Raw genomic sequence first — 21,815 nt, 5'->3', positions numbered from 1 at the left:
GACCTGCAGTATTATTGAAGTCAATATTGATCATCCTGTCTGGTACGGCCTTACTTTGATTGGAAGTTCGATGCTGTTTTATGGTTTGTGCAACCAGGCTATCCTCAAAAAAATACAACACTACAACGAACAACAAAAGCTTTTTTTTCATTAATAATTTCCTTTTAAAAAGTTGTTTTTTAAAATGTATTGTAAAGCCCGACGGGGCCCTTTTACAAGCCCCGCCAGTATGTTTATAATTATTATTTACCACCGGCCAAAACAGCGTTGATCGTACGCTGGTCGAGCACCGCATTATTGTTTCTGTCTAATGAGCCGCCTGTTTCCCACATAAATGGTTTGGCGCCAATTGCCAGGCATTGTTTGGTTAAAAACGTGTACCAGGCATCTACCGAATTATTATGTTTGTCTAATTCTTTAGGCACGTGTAGTTTATCAGCTGCGGATCTTCTGTTGGCGGAATATTCCCCCATTACACAGGGAATGCCTTTATCGATAAAATTTTCTTTGATCTTTTTATAATAGGCCAATTGGTCCGCTTCCTCGCCGCCTGTGCAATTGCGAATAGGCTCGATAGTTGAATGATTACCGGCGCCCCAGTAGTACAAAATATTGCCCCAGCCGCCTTCGGACGGATCGGCATTTAAAATGGCGAAACTGGTGGGCGAATAGTTATGGAATTCAAAAGCCAGCCGGTCGGGTGTCAGATCATATGGGAAATACCTGCCGGGCTGGATGAATTCGTCGGGGCCCTGAATGATCAATGTTCTATAAGCGTTTCTACCGCCGGTACTGCGCACGGCATCGATAAATGTCTGGTGATAACTCACCAGCACCTTCGCGGTGGCATCATCTGTACAACCGGGTTCGTTGGCGCTGGCAAACATCAAATGTTCATCAAAGCCGCGGAAGGCGGTAGCAATTTGCTCCCAGTAGGCTTTTTGCCGGGCATTCACACTATCGGTCCTGGCAAGGGACACATTGTTCTCCAGCCAGCCGCCATCCCAGTGAATGTTTACAAACACATACATATCATTGTTAACACACCATTGTATTACCTGTTTTACCGAATCCATCCAGGCTTGCGGTATTTTGGCCGTTGGATTATTTCCGCCATGTAAATACCAGCCGCATGGAATTCGTACTGAATTAAAACCGGTTTGTTTTAAAAAGCTGATATAGGAAGCAGTGGGATACGGCTCTATGCCATTTAATTCAAGCGTATTGCCAATGTTCACCCCCAGCTTTAATTTGGCGATCAGTTGGGCGGCCGTGCTGCTCATGCCCGATGCATCGGCAGCCACAGGCGATGTGTTATACGAAGGAAAAATATACCCGGGCTGAAAGACGTTGATCCGTCTGGCCAACCCGTTTGACGCATTCATGTAGATCAGTTTTGTGCGGGTGGCGCCGGTTTTGTTGGTATCGGAAACGCTGATATCAATGGTTGCATCACCCGCATCACCTGAAACGGCGCTTAATTTCACCCAGCCATACCCGGTGGTATCAATACGCCAGGCGCCATTGCTGTTGAAGCTGAGTGTTTTTGTACCACCGGTGGAAGCAATGGTATCCGTTTGATTAACCAAATCAAGCGAGGCAGGTGCACTTTGCTTTTTGCAGGCAAATAAACTTAGTATTATTAGCCCCCCTGCTATAATTAAAGTTGATTTAATGCTCATATTATGTATTGATCGATTATTTTATTTTAACAACTCTCATATTATCAAAGCCTGCATAATAACCTTTTTCAGTTGGGCCGTTGCCATAATTATGCATATATAAATACATTCCGGTATTACCTGAAGTACCAATCAGCTTGGTAAGATCGGTTAAGACAGCGCCTTTGCCATCGCCTGCTGTAGCGCTGTTTGCCCTGAATGCTGACAATGGTATAGTAACGGTAAGCCACCTATTGGTTTGAAAATCCACAGGGCCGGAAGGAGAGCTCCATGGCTCCCATCTGAACATGTACCCGTTAATATCAGTGGTTATACACAAGGACCCGCCGCTCCATGGTTTTGCCACATTCAATTCAAATTTAAGGGCCCAGTTTTCCGGTGCATCTCCTATGTTTGATGCGGGAACCCATTGTGCGGCATTGAGGCGAATGGCTGTAGAACTGTTATTTCCGTCACCACTGTTCATAGGGGTACCATTCAGCAGCATATACATGGAACGATTTCCTGCTAAAAGCGGATCATAAGGAGGCCAGCCCGAGTTGGGGTCACCCGATTCAAGCGAAGCGCCGCCCCACCATTGCCATCCGAATGAATTGCCCCATTCAAAATTGCCAACGATGCCGGTATTAATATCATTCACGTTAAAAATGGTGGACGCCGTGCCATAGAGTGTCGTTATAGTTACAATACCCGATGCAGAGAGTGTGGGGCATACAAATCCAATAGTCGTATAATCCGGAGAAACATTATAAGTACTAATGGTAGCTCCGGCAAAAACAAGGGATTGAATGTCTTTAAAAGCCGCCCCAACAATGTAAACCGAGTCACCGGCATTGGGGTTCTCGTTTGAGATCAACAAGATACTCGGCTTACCTACTGCATAGGTTTTGGTGGTGCTGGCTGTACCGCCCTTTGCTACCACAGTTATGATCCCACCGGGCACCTGGTCCTTTGGCGGACAAACAAACCCTATCCGCGTACCCATTGAATCTACATTGTACTTCGTGATAGTGGCGCCGGCAAATTGTACGCTTTGCACTAAAAAGAAGCTGGAGCCTGCTATATATAAAGAATCGCCAGGGAAAAATGTTTCGTTACTAAGTCCTGTAATAACAGGCGCCGGATAATTGAAATTGAACTGGTAGGTAGTAGTACCGGTAGTAGTTACATAAGTAACTGTATTGAGCAGATCCGCCGGAACGCCGTTAAACGGAATAACCGAAGGAATTTGAACGACAGCCATATCGTTGGCAAAATCCCCATAGTTGAAACTGGCTTCAACGCCGTCGAAACGAATATGAAGGGCGTTCTTCAAATTCTGCCCGTGAATGACCACCCACTGGCCCGGTGTTATACTTGTTACAACCGTATCATTGGGTGCGGCCGCATAATTTCGGATAGATGTTATTGTTGGTTCTGCGCTGGCCTTTTCCTTTTTACAGGCAGGTAGTATGATCACAACCAGCAATGCTATGGCGGAAAGATATTTTATACAATTCATCGTTAGTGTGTTAAAGGTTAATAATAAGGCACCGGTGGCTCGGCCAGATTAGGGTCGGCAGTCAGTTCAGAGGCAGGTAACTGCAAGGTGAACGCCGCAACAGTAGCCTTTACAACAGCGGGGTTAGGGTCACCGGGGGTAACCGTTCCTTTATCGTACGAAAACGATATCCGCTGTTGATTGTTGAGCAGATCCACTGCCTTGTTAGGGTTCCAGTAAGAAAGCCGCACCAGGTCTAACCAGTATTGCCCTTCAAAGGCAAACTCAATCCTTCTTTCTTTCAGCACACTATCCATGTTTATCGTTGTAACAGGATCGATACCAGCCCTGGTCCTTACCTTATTAAAATATTTCAATGCTTCGGCATTGGCGGTGGTTCCATTGTTTCCCAAAAGAGCTTCAGCATAGACCAGGTACACATCCGCCAGGCGAAGCAGGGCGTCATGTTCAATAGATGCCGTATAGGTCATAGCGGGCGCATTGTTATCCTTTTCGTTGCCGATAATATGCTTTTTCATACTTTGCCCGGTGGCTTTATATCCCCCTGCTGCCGCATTTAATTCAGGATAAAAATCTCCATTGAGCATAATGGTGGCTTTTCTTCTTACGGTATCTTTTGCAGAATACTGCAGGAACAGATCGTACGTAGCGTCCAAAGAAGTCCATCCACCGTTACGTTGCGGGTTAATATCACTCGAAGGCGAATAGGTAAGCAGCAAATTCCCTTCTTCCCAGCCAATACCGGCACCGGTAGCCCATTGCAATGCAAACAATGCTTCGGGATTATCGTTGTATTGCGATCTGAACAGGTTATAATAACTACCCAATAAATTCAACCCGCTTTTATTGCAGACATTGCCGGCATATTTTATGGCGCTGTCTAAATAGGACTGGTTACGGGTGCCGTTGCCCTGGCCCAAACCAGCCATCGTGAGGTAAACTTTGGCCAGCATGCCCTGCGCCGACCAGGTGGTTACCCTGCCTCTTTCTTCGGTTGTATGCAGGCTGTTTGCCGCAAATGTGAGATCATTGGCAACGAACTTATATACATCGGAAACGATGGCACGTTTTACCAACGGGTCCTGTATAAGCTTGCTGTTGTCTTCAATGATGGGTACGGCGCCCCACAACATGGCCAGGTAATAATAGGCCGTTCCGCGGATGAATTTTGCTTCCCCCAACGCGGCATTTTTATCGGAAGCAGCAATCGTTTTATCTGTTTTTTGTTCTATTGAGTTAATGACCGTATTGCATTGACCGATCAAATTGTATAATCCCTTCCAGCCACCCTGCATTACGCTGTTGCCTGCCGTAATGGTGCGGGTATACAACTGCTGCCAGTCACTGATCCATTGGCGGTTGCCGTTGCCGCTTAAGATATCGCCCAACGGCAAATAGGCTTCGTGATGCCATACGCCCCAGGTAGCACCGCCATAAAGGCTTGCGGTAGCCAGTCTTAATTCTGAAGTGGTTTTATAAAAGTTGTCAGCACTTATTTGCGATTGTGAAGGACGGTCGAGATAGCCTTTCTTACACCCGATACAGGATGTAACAACAAGCGTGGTCAGTATAATTATATTAATGTGTTTCATGTGCTAATTTTTATTTTTTGAATTTTGCCACATGTTATTCGCCATAAAATTTTCATCGCCGGTTGGTATAATAGCTCGAAAATTTTATGGCTCAGTTCATGATCTCAAACTTTTTTATCTGGTTAAATTCAGGTTCGCTCCGAATGTAAATGTTCTGGGTTGGGGATAATAGCCACCATCCCAACCGGCCTGCAATGGATTCCAGGACCCGATCTCGGGATCCATACCTGAATAATTGGTTATCATGAAAGCATTCGAAACAGTTACATAAAATCTAAGCGCATGCATATGCACTTTAGATAATAATGCTTCGGGAACTCTATACCCCACCGAGATATTTTTGCATTTGATAAACGAACCATCTTCGATCCAAAGATCAGACGGGCGGCCATTTTCATTCGTATTATCATTTCTCAGGCCTACAATTTTTGTATTCGGATTCTTCACATACGCGTTGTAGAGATTAGCAGTAGACTCCGTAGGATCTTTATAGGCAACCTGGGCATAATCCATCACAGACCTGAAATAGTTGGTATTGTTCTGCGGATTGGTCTGTGTGATCAATAACTGATTGAACACCTTGTTTCCCACATTGGAAGTGAAGAAAACGTTCAGGTCGAAATTTTTGTACGAAAAAGAGTTGTTAAACCCTAATTGGAATTTTGGAATGGGAGAACCCAAAACCGTTTGGTCTTTGCTATCAATAACCCCATCCCCATTCAGGTCTTTATATTTTCTATCGCCATACCAGATGCCGCCGCCACTAGGCGTAATGGGATAAGGAACGCCGCTTTGGTTTACCGGCAGGGCATGCCCGGTAAAATCTTCCGGGGTTGCAAAAACCCCATCGAATAAATAGCCATTGAAAACCCCGATCGGCTGGCCAACCACTGTTTTTTCAAACACATATCCATTGAATGTTTGCGACAGGTTAGCCGCATCGCCGCCCGCACCCAGGCTTTTTATTTTGTTTACGTTGTGTGAAACGGTAAAGTCGGTTCTCCAGGTGATATCTTTTGTTGTAATGTTGGTAGTACTGATCTTCAGATCAAATCCTTTATTGCTAACAGCGCCCACATTCACAATAGGCGCCTGCATGGCCCCGGGCGACCAGGAAGTGGTAGTTCCCGAAAACAAAGGCAATGGCAGGGCCAATAACAACCCGTCCGTCTCCCGATCGTACAGGTCAAAGGAGAAACTTATTCTGCCGTTCAGGAACGTTCCGTCAACGCCCACATTGGAATATTTTGTTTTTTCCCATGACACGTACGGGTTGGCCAGGTTATACTGGAATTGCGCCGAGCCCGATAAACCATTATTCACCGACGACAGCAGCGTAACAAATCTATTGCTCGGTATTCCCTGGTTATTGGTAATACCATAGCCTACCCGCAGTTTTAATTCGTTGATAAATCGTACATTCTTTAAAAACGCCTCATTATTTATTTTCCAGGCCAATGCGCCGGAATACGTATTCACCCAATTTCTGCCGGGTGCAAAATTGGATGAACCATCCCTGCGGATATTCCCTGTTAGCAGATACTTGTCGCTCCATCCCAGGTTAATCCGGCCAAACCACGATTCAAGCGCCGGTCCTGACCCTTTTCCCCCACCATTGGTGGCCGTATTGGCATCGCCGCTGCTAATCGCCGTCACAGAATTGGAAGGGAAATTTTGCCGGGCTGCCGATAAATTTTTAAAAGTGCTTAATTGCGCTTCATGCCCCGCTAACACATTTACATTTAATTTTTCAAAGGAATGGTTGTAAGTCAAAAAATTTCGTACTACGGTATAGATGTTCTGCCCGGAGGAAGAAGAGGATGAATTGGTGTTATTACCCACGTTCCCAAATTTATAGGTTGGGTTAAAGGACGCTTCGGTATTAAAATCAAAATTGCCCGACATTTCATTCCTCAGGGATAAGTCTTTATAAAACTGGATCTCGGCATAGGCATTTCCAAACACCTGGTTCCTGTTTTTCGTATGCGAATTTAAAAGCGCCAGCCCCACAGGATTCGGAACAGGGGTGATCCATCCTGATGTATTGGTGATACCGCCCCAGGTGCCATCCAGGTTTCTTACCGGGATATCGGGTGTTAAGATCAAAGCATTGGAAATTACACTGGAAGAAGTGGCATTCACGTTTTCGTCAACGTGACTCAATTGCAGGCTGGTGCCTATTTTCAGCCAGTTGGTTGTTTTGTTGTCGAGGTTCAAACGAACCGAATATCTTTTAAAGTCAGAGCCAAGGGCAATACCTTCCTGGTTGAAATAGGAAGCCGATAATAAATATTGGGTACGGGCATCGCCGCCATTAACAGTAATCGCATGATTTTGCATGGGCGCTTTACGAAATAATTCCGCCTGCCAGTCGGTCCCTTTTCCCAGGTATTTGGGGTTTACAAATTCCGGCCTGGCATCGAACCCCCACACCGTGGCGCGGTTGTTCAACAACGTGGCGAATTGCTGCAGATCAACCGTAGGCAATCTTTTAGGCAATTCCTGGTAACCGTAATACCCATCGTATGAAATGGTGGGCGCTCCTACGCGGCCTCTTTTGGTTGTAATTATTATAACCCCATTGGTAGCCTGCGAACCATAGATCGCGGTGGCCGAGGCGTCTTTTAACACATCGATACTTTCAATTTCCGCACTGTTGATGGTATTTAAAGGATTTGAACCACTTCCGGGATCGCCCGGGGATGGAATAATAACCCCGTCTATCACATACAGGGGGGCATTATTTCCATTGATCGATGATACGCCGCGAATTTGCACCGATACGCCACCGCCGGGCTGACCGGAAACCTGTTGTACCACCAAACCGGCCACTTTGCCCTGCAGCGCCTGATCGAAGGTGGCAGCAGGTGTTTTCCTGAGCTCTTCGCCGCTAATAGAAGAGATGGCGCCGGTAACGTCTTTCCTTCTGGTTTTACCATAACCAATTACCACCACATCGTCGAGTTTGATGGCAGTTTGCTCCAGTTTAATTTCCAGGGTATTGCGCTGGCCTACCTTCACTTCCTTTGACTGATAGCCGATCATGGAGATCAGCAGCCTGTCGCCGGGGCTGGCCTGAATGGTAAACTCACCGTTGTTGTCGGAAATGGTGATGGCAGAGGTGCCCGGAACCGAAATGGAGGCATCCGGTAAGGGCTTGTTGTCGGTAGTAGAGATAATTTTGCCGGTGATCTTTTTACCGGCCTTTTCCTGTGCCTGGCCGTTCAGCGAAATCAACAGGCAACAGGAAAAACTGCCAAGCAGCAGCTTTTGCACAATCGTAAATACTCTCATAAGCAAACAATTACGTTAGCGTTTAAAAATTAACTGTTTTGGTTTTGGTCGTTAGTTAGTCCCGGACTCGTTCATTGGACGGTATAAATCTACCGCACAACGCTGTAACCCAGGGGTGCCAAAAGTTGCAGATCATGGCATGAAATGTTGCAGGCAACTGATTTTCAGCACCGGTTGGTCGTACAATGAAAAACCCGCCAACCATTCAATTTTCATTGAAGTGTGGCGGGTTCGATCATTACCTAAAAGCTCTAATGTGTGTCGTAATACTTCTTTGTTATGTAATTGTAGATGTACCAGTTACTGGCATCTTTTTTAGCGATCAATTGCATGGTGCTGTCGGTCAGTGTTTTCACCGTCATTCTTGCATTCCAGTTGGCCACCTGGCCACCTTGTGCTTTGTCATGTAACACCTGGGCATCGATAGTCGCCAACTCACCGGTGGCCGGGTACAACATGTATTTACCGGTTCCCGACAGGTCAGGGAACATTTTATTATTGGCGCTGAAATTGGCGTTACCGATCAGATCAAAGGTCATGGTGCCATAATCGCCTGCTGAAACGCCCGCCCAGCCAATATCTTTAAAGGCAGGGTCCCATTCCCATCCCGAACCGCCAAAGTAAAATGGCCCCGTAAAATATTTACTCACCCCATTTGCATCCAGGTCCAACACCCATGTTTTCGAGTTTCCTAACCCACCACCGGTGAGTTTGATCCACATGGGGTCGCTTACGGTCTTTTTGTCAATAGTAGTTATAGTTACCAGCGTTGTATCCGCCATAACAATACCACCTGCACTCTCCACACCATACACAAATTTGTACGTTCCGGGGAAAGGAACATTGGTCGTATCGGTTACCTTGATGGATTGCCCATAAGGAGTAACCCAGTATGGGGTTAGCCCCGGGGTTAAACTGGTTAAAACAATATCATTGGGATTTGCCGATGAAGGCGCAATGGTGAACTTCAGATTATCCTTGTTGGCTTTTCCCCCCAATTCAAATATTTCAGGCTTGCACGAAGCATACAGCAGCGCTGATGCTGCCATACCAAGTACTATTATTAAATTAGTTTTCATTTCCTTTTATTTTTAAGTGATGACAAGTCTGTTACCAGCCGGCATTTTGTTTCAGTGTACCTGACGCCAAAGTGATCTGGTCGTTAGGGATCTGCTGAAACCCGCGGGTTGCTTTAATATTATCCTTCAGTTTTGAAGCAGAAGGCGGCGTTGCCGTGCCATCCTGGAAGTAGGAAACCGTTGTATTGGCAGCAATGGTAGCAGCTGCTGCATCAACACCCTGGCGCAACAGGTCCCAATAACGCAGGCCCTCACCCGCAAATTCCAACCTGCGTTCTGCTAAAATATCCGCTTTGGATACTGCCACAGCAGGCGCAGCGGACCCATCGGCCCTGTGGTGTACCTGGTTGAAATAATTGACGGCATTGGAGCTGCCCAATTCTGCCGCCATCAGCAACACATCTGCATAACGAATGGCGAAAAAATCCTGGGACTGACCGGTTTGGAAATTAGAAACCAATGAATTTCCACTCTTGTCGCACAGCATGGAATATTTTTTCATAAAATAGCCTGTGTATTCCCGGCAGTCGCTTGATTTGGCGTAATCCAGTTTTTCGTCGGCTACAGACATGATGGTAGCAAAACGCCGGGTATCCGTTGATGGATACAGGTTATAGAATTTAGGATCAACCGTACAGGCGCCCCAGCCACTCTGGTAAGGATAAATGCTTTGCGAACGGATCCCTTCCATTACCATCCACCGGTTACCGGTAGCGTCTGCCGACCAGTTGTCGGTGGAAGAATATTTAATGGCAAATACCACTTCCGGGTTATCCTCCCCTGCATAAGCAACATTTTTTGCGGTGGAAGCGGCCGGCCATAAGGTGTTGAAATCGCTTACCAGTGAATGTCCGCTATGGGCAATCACATCTTCTACTGCTGCCAAAGCCGTAGCGGCCGTTTCGCCGGCAATAGTACTTTTTCCATACAAACCGGAGTAGAACAGGTACGCGCGCGCCAATAAGGATTCCGCCGCCCATTTGGTTATTCTTCCGCTGGGCACACTTTTATAAGAAGCTGCAGGAAGACTATCCGAAGCTTCCCGTAAGTCTGTCATGATCTGGGTAAACGTTGCCTCCGGATCGGCTTGCGGCACAGTGCCAAGGGTAGGTGTTATTACCAGGGGAACATTTTCGAACAACCGCACCAGGTCTAAATAACAATAGGCCCGGATGAATTTTGCCTCGGCAGCATATGTTGTTCTTAACGCAGTACTGTCGCCCCAGGCCACCTTATCCATATTCTGCAATAATATATTACACTTGTAAATGGTTTGGTAATACGCTTTCCAGCCGCCGCTATGAAATGAAATATCCGAAGGCGAAACTGATTTATCAAATTCATCTACCATGGCCCATCCATACCCGTCGAAAGTGCCTGTGCCGCCAAAACTGTTGTCAGAGAACACTTCCAGCAAAGCAGGGATCTGATCATTGTTATAGATCTGATCGAGTCCATTGTAACAACCCACCAGGGCAGTATATGCTTCAGAAGGCTTTTTATAATAAGAGAGCGTGGTCTGCTTGGCATCGGTCAATTCGGTCGTAAGAAATTTTTTGCACGAACTGAATGTTATTATGCCAGCCAATGCAACAATGATATTTCTATATCCTTTTTTCATGATTTTTCTTTTTCTCAATTAGAAAATAATATTCACACCTGCCATATAAACCCGGGGGCGTGGATAAAATCCATTGTCAACACCCTGGCCAAAAGAATGGGGATTATTAGCAGTGGCGCTGTTTCCGGTTGCATCCGGAGCGGAAGCGCCCACCTCAGGATCCATACCACTGTATTTTGTAAACGTGATCAGGTTTTGGGCAGCTACATATAAGCGGAACTGGCTTAAATTTTTCCATCTTATCAATTTTGCCACATCGTACCCGAGGGTAACGTTTGACACCCTTAAATAGCTTCCATCATGAATATAGAGATCAGAAAATTCTGTCCAGTTAGAACTGTTTTGCGTGATGCGGGGTCTTGTATTCGAAGTTCCCTCCCCATGCCAACGGCCAAGAATATCACTGGTATAGTTAGCCCATTGACCAGGACTCCGGTAAGCCTGAACAATTTTATTCCCTGCTACGCCATTGGTGGTAATACCCAGATCGAAGTTCTTATAGTTGGCGGAGAACCGGAAACCAAAAATATGATGCGGATTGGGATCACCGATATTGGTTTTATCTTTCGCGTCAATGACGCCGTCTCCATTCAGATCTACCAGTTTCACGTCACCGGGTTGTGCATTCGGTTGCAGCAACCCGTTCTTACCATTCCAGGCCGCCACCTCGGCAGTATTCTGAAAGATCCCTGCGGTTTTATAACCCCAGAAATAACCAACAGGATTTCCGGCGGCAGCACGGAAGAATTCGGGGCCATTGACATATAAACTGTTTGTGCCACCGTGAATGATGCCATCGGCAGTTGGAATATTGTTCACTACATTTTTATTGTAGGCATAAGAACCGGATACATTATAAGTAAAATCGTGGCCCACATTTCCGTTATACGCCAACTGAAGCTCTATTCCTTTATTGGTAACCATTCCGCCATTGATGTATGGATTAATGCTAACACCTGCCGTGCCTAACAACGGCGCTGCTACCAGCCAGTCTTTCGTGGTTTTGTTGTACCAGTCAAGGCTTACGTCTAATTTATTATTCAGGAACCTGGCATCCATACCAATATTGGTTTGGCGGGAAGTTTCCCATTTGGTGTCTGCTACCCCAATTGTTTGCGGGTAGGAACCCTGCGTTAAAGTAGTATTATCACCGCCGAAATTGTACCGGGCATTTGCCAGGGAAATTAAATACAGGTAGTTAAAGGCATCGATACCATCATTACCGTTAGTACCCCAGCTTGCTCTCAGTTTCAGGAAGTTCAGCCAGGTTTTAGTGGTGGCCATAAAATCCTCATTGCTGGCTACCCAGCCGGCAGACAACGATGGGAAATAGCCCCATTGATGACCGGGGGCAAACATGGTAGAACCATCGGCACGGAAAACAGCAGTAGCCAGGTATTTTTCTTTGTAACTGTAGTTCACCCGGCCGAAGAAAGAAGATTGGGCGTACACGGCGTTCTCATTCCCGGTCAGTGACACCCCATTAGTAATAAGTTGAGCCGCCTGAGCATATCTTTTGTAATATTCGAGATCAGTTTCACCCGGAAGACGGGTAATAGTAGTAGGGTTACTCATGTTAATTTGAGTTACCGTAGAATTACTCAGATAGCCACGATCGAAAGAACTGAATAAAGTAGCGCCTGTATTATTTCCGTTCATCCAGGTTCCCTGCGTTTTTCTGACTGCAGTACCTGCCAGCACATCAAATTTGTGCTCTTTCAGGTTGAACTGATAGTTGATCGTATTATCAAAGTTCCAGGTATATCCCTGCGAAGAACCCTGCGTAATGTTCTCATATGCATTGAAAGCATACACTGATAACGTATCATACGCAGGTCTGTAACTATGATTAGCCGAAGAAGAATAATTCACCCCAAAAGATGATCGTATTCTTAAGTTTTTGATGGGCTCCAGCTCTGCATACACATTTCCCACCACCCTTTGCGTTTTGGTATCATTCTGATTATTGTATTTCATCAACGCATAAGGATTGGCTTCGGTATTATTCCAGGGTCCCCCATTATATGTAGTAGACTTTCTACTGCTTAAATAATTGCCCTTTTCATCGTACATCGCCAATAAGGGGCTTGTACCTATGGCACCGGCCAACACGTTACCGGAATATATTCCGCCATCAGCAATTCCTTTTTGATCGGTCATGGAAAAAGTGAGGTGCTCCCCTACTTTTAATGCACCATTGTACAATTTACGTTCGGAGTTTGCTTTGAAGTTGGTACGTTTATAATCTGACTGGTTGGCGCCGCCAATGATGCCACCCTGTTCGGTATAGGAGCCACCAATTGAATAAGTGGATACGTCAGACCCGCCATTGGCAGAGATATTGACATTCTGGATCGGCACATTGGTAGAGAAGATCTGTTTTAACCAGTCGGTGCCATGAGCCGGCAACAGGCTGCTCCCCTGGGCTAACCCGTCAATTTGCGCCTGCGTGAACAGCGGCGCTTTACCACTGTTAACGGCCGCTTCATTTTGCATGGTAGCATATTGTTCCGCATTCAGCAAAGGCAGTTTACGGGCAATGTTCTGCACCCCGTAATAAGCATCGATGGAAATTTGTCCGTCTTTTTTACCTGATTTCCCGGTGCGGGTAGTAATCAGTACCACCCCGTTGGCGCCGTTAACCCCATAGATGGCGCAGGAGGCGGCATCTTTCAGGATATCAACCGAAGCAATATCCGCATTGTTCAGGTAAGTAATATCGCCGGTGATAACCCCATCCACCACATACAGCGGATTGGCATTTCCGATAGTTCCAACACCACGGATGTTCACTTTAAACCCGCCGCCGGGTTGTCCGGAGGTGGAAGTAATGTTAACCCCGGCTGCCTGGCCCTGCAATGCCTGTAAAGCATTGGTGTTGCCCAGTTTGGCAAGGTCTTCCCCTTTTACCTGGGAAGTAGCGCCGGTAACCAGTTTTTTCTTTTGGGTACCGTAACCGATCACTATTACATTTTCCAGCTGGTTGATGGCTTCCTTCAACTGGATGTTTAGTTCACCGGTACCCGCCTTAATTTCCTGGCTGGTAAAGCCAACAGCACTGAACTGAAGCACATCTTTTGGTGTTGCCTCGATCATAAATTTTCCGTTAGCGTCCGTAACAGTGGAACGGTTGGTTTTCTTCACGGTAACCGTTACCCCCGGAACCGGGGTGCCCCGGTCATCTGTGACGGCACCATTTACCTTTGCAGATTGCGCAAAGGCATGGGAATTTGCGAGGAATACCAATAAAATACCCCACAGCGTCATTGTTCGCAAGCGAATCGTTTTGGTTGATCTCATATTTAATTGTTTAGCTTAACTACAATTTTATCACTAGCTTTTTTCCTTCATACAACACTTCTTTATTGCCCTTTACATCAAAGTCGAGCTCCTTTGGTTCTTTGGACGTGATGAGGTTGATCTGAAATGTTCTTTTCTGTAGCATTCCATTGAACGATCCTTTTCGATCGCCGATGGTAACCGTTTTCGTTGTTTCGTTATATTTTATGGCAATGGTGGAAAATGCGCCTTTTTCGTAATTGTAATTCGTGCCTTCATCTTCATACAGGTTGAAGGAAGCATCTGCACCGGTATACACGTTCAGGGTGATGGTATCGGCCGGTTTTTCCGCCGTGTACTGCAACGCCGGCCCGAAAGGAATGATGGACCCTGCTTTTACAAAAACAGGCATGCGTTCATACGGCGCTTCTGCCACCATTTTCTGACCGCCCGCATAATACCGGCCAGAATACAGATCGTACCAGCCTGCGCATATTGGTAAATACAATTCCCGGTTGCGTTGTTTGTAATTGTACACAGGGTTTATAAGCAGGGAAGGACCAAACATGAATTGATCGCCGGTGTTGGCCACCGCGGTGTCCTTTGCAAAGTCCATTACCAGCCCGCGCATGAGGGTGTAGTTCTCATGGTAAGCCGCCCCTGCCAGGGAATAGGTATAAGGCAACAGGCGGTACCGCAGTTTATCATAGAAAAGAATGCTTTTGTAGGCGGCATGATCATCCGGCGCAATATTAAAGATCTCGCGGTAAGGGAACTGTCCGTGCGCGCGGAACAAAGGAACAAAGGCGCCAAACTGGTACCAGCGGGCATTCAGCTCTCTCCATTCTTCCAGGCTTTCCGCATTGGGTTTTTCAAATTTTTCCGGCGTTACAAAACCGCCGATGTCCATGGTCCAGTAAGGAAGGCCCGACATAGAGAAATTCACGCCTGCAGCGATCTGGTTCTTCAGGTCGCGCCAGGTGGCGCCGATATCACCGCTCCAGATAGCCGCTGCATAGCGCTGCGAGCCGGCATACCCCGAACGGGTGAGCAGGAACACTCTTTTATCGGGGTCCTGTGACCGTTGTCCTTCATAAATGCCTTTTGCATTTTGCAACGGATAAGCATTCAGGTATTCGGCTGCGGGGCCCAGGGCAGTGGGCGTCATCTGCAGCTTTCTTTTTTCAGGACTAACATTCGAAAGAATATCGGGCTCGCTGGCGTCCATCCACCAGGCATCGATCCCCTTTGTGTAAATTTTTTTGCTGATGAGATCCCAGAAACCTTTTCGGGCACTGGCATTAAAAGCATCGTAGAAGGTGGAAACATACCCATTGGCGATCCAGTCTCTTTGGCTGTCGGCGATATTCCTTTTATACAGCCATCCTTTTTTCTCAAACTCATTATAAACGGGCAGGCCTTCATAAAACTTGGGCCATACGGAGATCATCAGGTGCGTGTTGTATTTTTTGTGCAGCACCGCTATCATGCTGTCGGGAGCCGGAAAACGGCTTTCATCAAATTCCTGGCTGCCCCAATCGGCTTCTTTCCAGTAGCTCCAGTCCAGTACTATATTGTCGATCGGGATCTTTCTTTTTCTGAATTCATCAACGGTTGACAGGATCTCATTTTGCGTTTTATATCTTTCGCGGCTTTGCCAGAAACCCAATGCCCATTTGGGAACGATCGGCGCTTTACCGGTAAGATCCCGGTAACCGGAGATCACCTCATCCATATCGTTGCCATAGATAAAATAATAGTCTATCTGCTGCCCCGCTTCCGACAAAAATCCAAAGCTGTTTTGCGCTGCTGCGCTCAATGGTTCCTGCCATTTCAGGGATAAATAAGATTCGCCGCCTTCGGGGGTCCATTCAATTTTAACGGGTATTTTTTCGCCCTTATTTACAAAGAAGGGCACCAATACCGGCGCCGGGTTCCAGGCCTTTCGCCAATGGTCCATTACCAGTTTTCCATTCAGCCACACTTTCAGCGAACCGCCAATAGTGAACCGCAATTGATGAAGACCGGTAAGATAGCTGGCCAAACTGCCTTCCCAGGTTACCACGCCTGTAGCGGGCGTAAAACCGGCAGGAAGCTGGATCTTTGAATCGCCCAGGAAGGGCATATCAATGTTTGTTTCAGCCCTTACAATATTTACCTGTTGTGGATCTTTTTTGTCATTCGAATAGGAAGCCGTTAACCAGCCGGTCTCTCCTTTCTTTGAGAACAGCTGTAAGGCAGCCAGGGGGTGAAGCGGTCTGGTATCGCCGGCAGTGGTCAATGAATAATTATCCCAAAGGATGCCATAATTTTTACGTGAGATCAAAAAAGGGATGGCCACCTCTGTGTTGTTTTGAAAGAACTGCACCTGTTGTCCTCTGTAATTATACACCCCGTCCTGGTGCTGGCCCAGGCCATACCAGGCGTCATCGGGCGTAGTTTCAAAAGTCTGCTCCAGTTGAAACAAGCGTTTACCATCAAATACACAAGGCTGAAAATGCCGGCCCAATGCCTGTTTTTCAGCCAGGATTTTTTCCCCCTTCGCGTCGCGGAAAGAAACAGCGCCTGTTCTCAGGTCCACCACAGCAGTGAGCTTTTTGGTTTTTAGGGTTATGCTTTCCTTACCGGGAATTACATTCCAGAAAAGGTCGGGCCTTTTTTTATAAACGGTGATCAAACTTTCAGTTGGGGTAATCTCTTTTTCAGGAGCTGCGATCACTCTTATAATATTGTCTGTGATGACTTCTAACTTAACTGCATGGGAGGTACCTGTAACAAGGGGATCCGTATAAATGATTACGCCGTCGGGCGTTGTTTTATAAGCGGGGGGAGCTGCTGCCAATAATGCATTAATGGCAATAACACTGAATATGCCCAAAAACAATATTCTTACTTTCATATAAACAATCAATCGGTAAAAAGATAGTGTAAAGCTATCGCCGTGGTGGGTAAAACAAGGGTCCCGATTGTTGCAGACTATGGTAGGAATTGTTGCAAGAGCATGATTTTCATTATATTTTCAGTTACAAATCCGACTTTTTCGGAACTTTACATTTTTTACAATGAGCAAACGATTCCTTGCATATAACTTCTCGTTATTACACGTAGACAGTGTTAAGCTGAATGAAAAATGGAACTATCCGAATGTGATCAGTCCTTATTTCCGGATCTATTATATCGACGAAGGAGAGGGATTTGTTTCCACCCGGCACGAAAAGATCAAATTGGAACCCGGTTATTTGTACGTTATTCCCAGCTTTACCCTGGTGCACCTGTTCTGCAAGCAGTATGTAAGCCAGTACTTCCTTCATTTTTTTGAAGAATCTGCGGAAGGCATCTCGCTTTTTGAGTACAACAGAAAAGTTATCAGAACCCCGGCCTGTGAAACCGATATTGCCAACTTCAAACGATTACTGGAAATAAACCCCGGCAGGGGCATTAACCGGTCAGACAATCCAACGGTGTACGAAAAGAATCCTTATTATAAAAGCTACCAGGAACTTAATAAAACAGTAAGCGATCCGGTTTACTTCGAAACGCAGGGGATCATTCTTCAATTGATTGCCCGTTTTTTAAACTCCAACCGGTTCAAGACCAATAACCTTGACCCGGCGCCTTCCAAGATCCTGGATGCTATCCGGTACATTCAATTAAACCTGACAGAAAATTTGACCGTGGCCAGTTTAGCCAGGCGGGCCAACCTCAATGATGATTATTTCTCCCGGTTGTTTTTCAGGTATACCGGGCAACGACCATTAACCTATCTTCATGAGAAGCGAATAGAACGCGCCCAGTATTTAATTGCCACCAGCAGTTTGTCTTATACTGACATTGCCGAAAAGACAGGATTTGAAAATCAATCCCACTTTGCCAAAGTTTTTAAAAAGGTCACCAGTCTTACCCCTGGTAAGTACCGGCAGCAAAACCTGTTGGAAGGATAAGCTCATTTCATCAGCCGCACATAAAAGATCCTGGGCGTCTTTGAACTTCCGGAAGCCGAAAACTTCACCTCCACCGATCCGGTTGCTGCCTGGAGTAAATTATCCGGTATAGCATAATCTACCGAAAAGAAGGAAGCCCCTTTTGTGCCATCCAGTTCTTCCTTTTTCAATAAAGCGCCGTTTATAAAGATCTCAACGCTGCTTTTATCGGTCCCGTAATACAGGACCCGCACTATCTTTCCTGCCTGTTGGGTATTTTTTAACTGGTAACTGAACCAGCCACCCGCCCGGCGCCAGTGTTTGTCTTTAAATAACCCGGTTTCCGTGAGCTCGCCCTTGAACTGATGGTCTACTTCCGACTGTTGTTCGCCCGGCGCCACCTGGTCAAGCGTGCTATTTTCCAGTTCCAGCTTTTGTTTTTCTTCGGCCGCTAATTTTTGCTGCAATTGGTTCAACCCTTTTTCGTCTGTCACCCGCCAGTAGATCATGTAGCGGGCATCGTGAACGGTATAGAAAGGCTGCAAGGTTAGATTCTTATAGTCAGCTGGATAGATCAGCTCAGCCGCGGTGAAATGAAGCGGTTGATCTTTCACCGGTTGCAGTTGTAAAGCGGGATCGCTTTGGTGCGTAATGATCATCGGTGCTTTGTCAATGGGATACAGCGGCCCGCCGGCTACATGTCCCATCCTGCTTCCATCAGCCTTTAACCCAACCAGATTGGACGTATCTGTTTTGGCAGCCAGGACAATGGGCCCATATACAAAGGAAGCCCATGGGGAGCCATCCGGCAAATACTCCATGGTAGCATGCATCGGCAACCGGATGGAGACCACATCTCCTGTTTTCCATGTTCTGTTTATCACCACAAAACCGTTTGCATCTTTGGTGGCTTCCAGTTTGCGCCCATTCACGCTGATCTGCATTTGTCCCTGCTTAACCCATACCGGGTACCGGAGATGAAGGTTGAAGGATTGTGGCTGATCGATCGTACACTTTAATAAGGAGGTTTCCTGGTCGGGAAAGTTTGTTTGCTGCACCAATGACATCCCTTTCTCCTTCCACACCAGTTTTGAGGCAATAAACAAATTCACAAAAAGATCATTGGCGGTATGCGCATAGATCAGTTCGCCATATTTGCCATGGTTTTCCATGCCTGTTCCCACACAGCACCAGAAACCTTCCTGCGGCTGCGAATACACGCGGTAATGTTGCGGGCGCATAGGCGTGAAATATACAAAGCCTCCCTTTGGGTGCTGGGAAGATAAAATATGATTGAAGACCGCTCTTTCATAGTAATCGATGTACCCGCTTTTGGGATCCGACAAAAATAATTTCTCCGTCAACCGCAGCATATTGTACGTGTTGCAGTTCTCCGGCCCCTGTACATCATCGATCATGGAAGAAAAATCAGCGGCCGGGTTAAAATGTTCCCGCACACTGTTGCCGCCAATGGAAACGGTTCTGTGTTGAACAACCGTGGTCCAGAAAAATTCAGCGGCCTTTGACCAGGCTGTATCACCGTCGAGCTCGGCAATGCGCTTAAAACCGATCACTTTGGAAATTTGGGTATTCGCATGAAGCCCATTCAAGGAATCCTCTCCCTGCAACAGTGGGAATAAGATGGCTTTATGAGACAGTTTCTTAGCCATTTCCAAATATCTATGATCGCCGGTGATCGCTGCTACATCGGCAAACACTTCATTGATGCCGCCCTGTTCCGTCTTCAATATTTGCTGCATGTCATCATCGGTCAGCTTGCTGGTGATGGTAATAAACCAATCGGACAATTTGATGAGGATCTCTTTTGCTTTTTCATTACCAGCGATCAAATAAGCATCGCGTAATCCTGCAAACAATTTATGAATATTGTAAAGCGGCACCCACCTGTCGCCCAATGAAAAATTGCCTGCTTTTAATTTTCCCGCTGCCATGTCATTCCACAACACTTTTCCCCGAGGCACCCCGCTTACATACCCATGTCCATCTTTTCGCTGGCACGAATCGAGCCAGTCGATCATATAATTCAGGCGGCGCCCCACTTCTTTGTTGCCGGTGGCCGCATACATGTTGGCAAGGGCCGACAAATAATGCCCGCCAGTGTGGCCATCGAGGCCGATAACTTCCCAGTTCCCGTAATTTTCTTTCCGGGGTGGAATGCCGGCTTCTTTTAAGAAGGGCGCCAGCAAACGATCCGGATCCAGTTGCAGCATGTATTGCAGATCCGTTTCCTGCGCGTCTTTGAACGGACTGCTCAACAATTGAACGGATGATAAAGGAAAAGCGGTTACCCTGGTTTGAGAAAAACCGGTACCGGTAAAAACAAATAAAAGCGTAAACAGGCTGGCATGCTTCATCGTTAAAAAAGATTTATGGCTTTTGCTTCCTGTTAGTCAAAAAAAACAGGGTTTACCCTAAACAAGAACCGCTTTTTTATTCCGCTTCCAACACCGCCGTTGCTACCGGAAGTGATCCGCTCCTGGCGGTAATGGTTATTTTGCCTTTCCTGTTGGTTGATCGTACAATGGCCATACATTTTCCCTGCCATGCTTCCATCGAAGGTCCTTTTAACGGGGTATGACTTTGCTGATCGCCGTTGCCTACGGCCGCGAGTTTACCGGCCCCGCTCACTTCAAAAGTAATCGTATTGCCCGCAAATGGTACCGGTACCCCATGGGCATCCAACAGCTGTACCGCCACATAGCTCAGGTCCTGCCGGTTTGCCTTCAGCACTTTCCTGTCGGGCGACAGGGAAATTTTTGCCGGACTTCCGGCGGTTTGCACAGCAAACGACACCTTTTTTCCATCCGCCGTTTTTCCTATGGCTTCCAGTTTGCCTGGCTCATAGGGCACTTCCCAAAAAAGGAAAGCTTCCTTATTAAGGTCCCATTTGCGAACGCCCAACGATCGACCATTCAGTTTCAGTTCCACTTCCGGCACATTGGTATACACATGCACGGCGAGGGTATCGCCTTTTACTTCATGATTCCAATGCGTTTGCACTTTTGGCCAGTTCCAGAAAGAGCAGTACTCCCTGTTCCTTGCTGACGTATCGGTTTGTACGGCAATGTGCACCATGGGTTCACTATTCCAAAGGGCTTTCCTGAACCAATAGGCAGGTTTGGGAAAACCGCACATGTCAATCACCCCGCAATCCGCGCCGCGCCAGGGCCAGGTGGGCCATTTTTTCCAGAAGGCACAACCGGTACCTACATCGCCAATGCCCGCTTCACCGAGGTAATCGAACCCCGTCCACAAAAACTCGCCGGCCACATAGTCTTTCAACTGCCCTTCCAGCCATTGCTCGTAAGAATGCAATTGGTTGCAGTCGCCCGGGTGGTAGGGATACATCACCGTTTCGGTACCGACAATCACGCGGTTGGGATATGTTGAATGGTCGGGTTTATAATGCGCCTCCTGGTAATTGTACCCCACTATACCCAGCAGCTCGCCCATGCCATACGCATTCACATTAACGATCTCATTACAGGCGGCGGTAAACGGACGTGTGGTATCGTATGTACGCGCTGCCGCCAACAGCCTATTGGTGATCTTTAATGCGTTCTCTTTATTGTATTGCTCTCTTACTTCGTTGCCAATGCTCCAGGCTATCACAGCAGGATGGTTGAGATCGCGTTTGATCCAGTTGGCTACATCCTGCTGGTACCATTTCGCAAATTGCGGGGCATAGCCGGCCGGCGATTTTCCATCCATCCATTCATCAAAGATCTCGTCAATCACCAAAAAGCCCAGGCTGTCGGCATACGCCAGCAATTCCGGCGCCGGCGGGTTGTGGCTCATACGCAGCGCATTGCAGCCCATGTTTTTC

General features: G+C 46.9%; 11 protein-coding genes. 1 reads left to right on the top strand and 10 read right to left on the bottom strand.

The genetic code is table 11. The annotated features are described in order from the left end of the window. Positions 1–242: 242 nt before the first annotated feature. The 8 genes from ACJ751_RS25570 to ACJ751_RS25535 form a co-directional block, all read right to left on the bottom strand. Complete coding sequence (locus tag ACJ751_RS25570; protein ID WP_407748371.1) at positions 243–1,682, bottom strand: cellulase family glycosylhydrolase; 1,440 nt, start codon at positions 1,680–1,682, stop codon at positions 243–245. Between the two features lie 16 nt (positions 1,683–1,698). Continuing rightward, on the bottom strand, positions 1,699–3,183 hold the full coding sequence (locus ACJ751_RS25565) for a glycan-binding surface protein (RefSeq protein ID WP_407748370.1): 1,485 nt from the start codon (positions 3,181–3,183) through the stop codon (positions 1,699–1,701). A 17-nt stretch (positions 3,184–3,200) separates the two neighbouring features. Continuing rightward, on the bottom strand, positions 3,201–4,775 hold the full coding sequence (locus ACJ751_RS25560) for a RagB/SusD family nutrient uptake outer membrane protein (protein WP_407748369.1): 1,575 nt from the start codon (positions 4,773–4,775) through the stop codon (positions 3,201–3,203). A 114-nt stretch (positions 4,776–4,889) separates the two neighbouring features. Further along, positions 4,890–8,069, bottom strand: coding sequence for a SusC/RagA family TonB-linked outer membrane protein (locus ACJ751_RS25555; protein ID WP_407748368.1), 3,180 nt, complete (start codon positions 8,067–8,069; stop codon positions 4,890–4,892). A gap of 251 nt (positions 8,070–8,320) precedes the next feature. Then, entirely contained in the window at positions 8,321–9,148 is an 828-nt protein-coding gene (locus ACJ751_RS25550; RefSeq protein WP_407748367.1) for a hypothetical protein, read from the bottom strand. Positions 9,149–9,179: 31 nt separating this feature from the next. After that, the gene (locus tag ACJ751_RS25545) at positions 9,180–10,769 is read right to left on the bottom strand and encodes a RagB/SusD family nutrient uptake outer membrane protein (protein WP_407748366.1); all 1,590 of its coding nucleotides are present in this window, start codon (positions 10,767–10,769) and stop codon (positions 9,180–9,182) included. Positions 10,770–10,787: 18 nt separating this feature from the next. Then, positions 10,788–14,069 (bottom strand): SusC/RagA family TonB-linked outer membrane protein, encoded by a 3,282-nt coding sequence (locus ACJ751_RS25540; protein ID WP_407748365.1) that lies wholly within the window; start codon positions 14,067–14,069, stop codon positions 10,788–10,790. A gap of 19 nt (positions 14,070–14,088) precedes the next feature. Next, on the bottom strand, positions 14,089–16,947 hold the full coding sequence (locus ACJ751_RS25535) for a TIM-barrel domain-containing protein (protein ID WP_407748364.1): 2,859 nt from the start codon (positions 16,945–16,947) through the stop codon (positions 14,089–14,091). Between the two features lie 163 nt (positions 16,948–17,110). On the opposite strand from ACJ751_RS25535, the gene ACJ751_RS25530 reads away from it, so the two are divergent. Beyond that, positions 17,111–17,989: a helix-turn-helix domain-containing protein gene (locus ACJ751_RS25530; RefSeq protein ID WP_407748363.1), complete on the top strand. Its 879-nt coding sequence runs from the start codon at positions 17,111–17,113 to the stop codon at positions 17,987–17,989. Between the two features lie 2 nt (positions 17,990–17,991). Here ACJ751_RS25530 and ACJ751_RS25525 read toward each other — a convergent pair whose 3' ends face one another. Then, positions 17,992–20,343, bottom strand: coding sequence for a beta-L-arabinofuranosidase domain-containing protein (locus ACJ751_RS25525; RefSeq protein WP_407748362.1), 2,352 nt, complete (start codon positions 20,341–20,343; stop codon positions 17,992–17,994). A gap of 76 nt (positions 20,344–20,419) precedes the next feature. Continuing rightward, positions 20,420–21,815: DUF4982 domain-containing protein (locus ACJ751_RS25520; protein ID WP_407748361.1), on the bottom strand; the 1,396-nt coding region annotated here is incomplete at its 5' end.

Source organism: Niastella sp., assembly GCF_045805085.1.
Lineage (GTDB): Bacteria > Bacteroidota > Bacteroidia > Chitinophagales > Chitinophagaceae > Niastella.
The sequence above is the reverse complement of the archived record's forward strand: the minus strand, read 5'-3'. Positions and strand labels throughout refer to the sequence as shown.